The 1,093-nt window shown below is 48.7% G+C and carries 1 protein-coding gene; it reads left to right on the forward strand.

Translation table 11 applies throughout. The features are described 5' to 3' along the window. On the forward strand, positions 1-1,089 hold a 1,089-nt coding region (locus tag AC4MRV_RS22160; protein WP_491189420.1), incomplete at its 5' end, for an ATP-dependent metallopeptidase FtsH/Yme1/Tma family protein. Between the last annotated feature and the right edge of the window lie 4 nt (positions 1,090-1,093).

Consider the following 1,093-nt stretch of genomic DNA (forward strand, 5'->3'; position numbering starts at 1 on the left):
GCAACTAACCGTCCTGACGTATTGGACCCTGCGCTATTGCGTCCTGGCCGTTTTGACCGTCAAGTGGTTGTTGGTCTTCCAGATGTACGTGGTCGTGAGCAGATTCTTAAAGTACACATGCGTAAAGTGCCTCTAGCGGGTGACGTAGAGCCATCTCTAATTGCACGTGGTACTCCAGGTTTCTCTGGTGCAGACCTAGCAAACTTAGTTAACGAAGCGGCACTATTCGCTGCACGCGGCAACAAGCGCAACGTTTCTATGGTTGAGTTTGAACTGGCGAAAGACAAAATCATGATGGGTGCAGAGCGCCGTTCGATGGTGATGTCTGAAGAAGTAAAAGAGTCAACAGCTTACCACGAAGCAGGTCACGCGATTGTTGGTCGCCTAGTACCAGAACATGATCCGGTGTACAAAGTCTCTATCATTCCACGTGGTCGTGCGCTTGGTGTGACTATGTACCTACCAGAACAGGACCGTGTGAGCATGTCTCGCCAACATCTAGAATCTATGGTTTCTAGCCTATACGGTGGTCGTCTAGCGGAAGAACTTATCTACGGTGCTGATAAAGTATCGACGGGTGCATCGAACGATATCGAGCGTGCCACTGATATTGCTCGTAAGATGGTGACGCAATGGGGCTTCTCTGAGAAACTTGGTCCGCTTCTGTACGCGGAAGAAGAAGGTGAAGTGTTCCTTGGCCGTAGTGTGACACAGACTAAACACATGTCTGATGACACAGCGAAGCTGATCGACGACGAAGTTCGTAAGATCATCGACCGCAACTACGATCGTGCGAAGAAAATCTTGGAAGATAACATGGACATCATGCATGCGATGAAAGATGCGCTAATGAAGTATGAGACCATTGATGCTGGCCAGATTGATGACCTAATGGAGCGTAAAGCTGAGATCCGTGAACCTGCTGGTTGGGGCGACAAGCCAAACAAACCAGAAGATAACGATAAGCCTCAAGCGAAGCCTGAAGTAAAAGCAGAAGAGAAGCCAGTTGAGCCTACAAAACCTGTAGAGCAATCAACGTCTCAAGAAGCGACTTCAAGCGAAGCGCCAGAAAAGAAAGACTCTGAATAAAGAG

This window comes from Vibrio sp. (assembly GCF_984391705.1).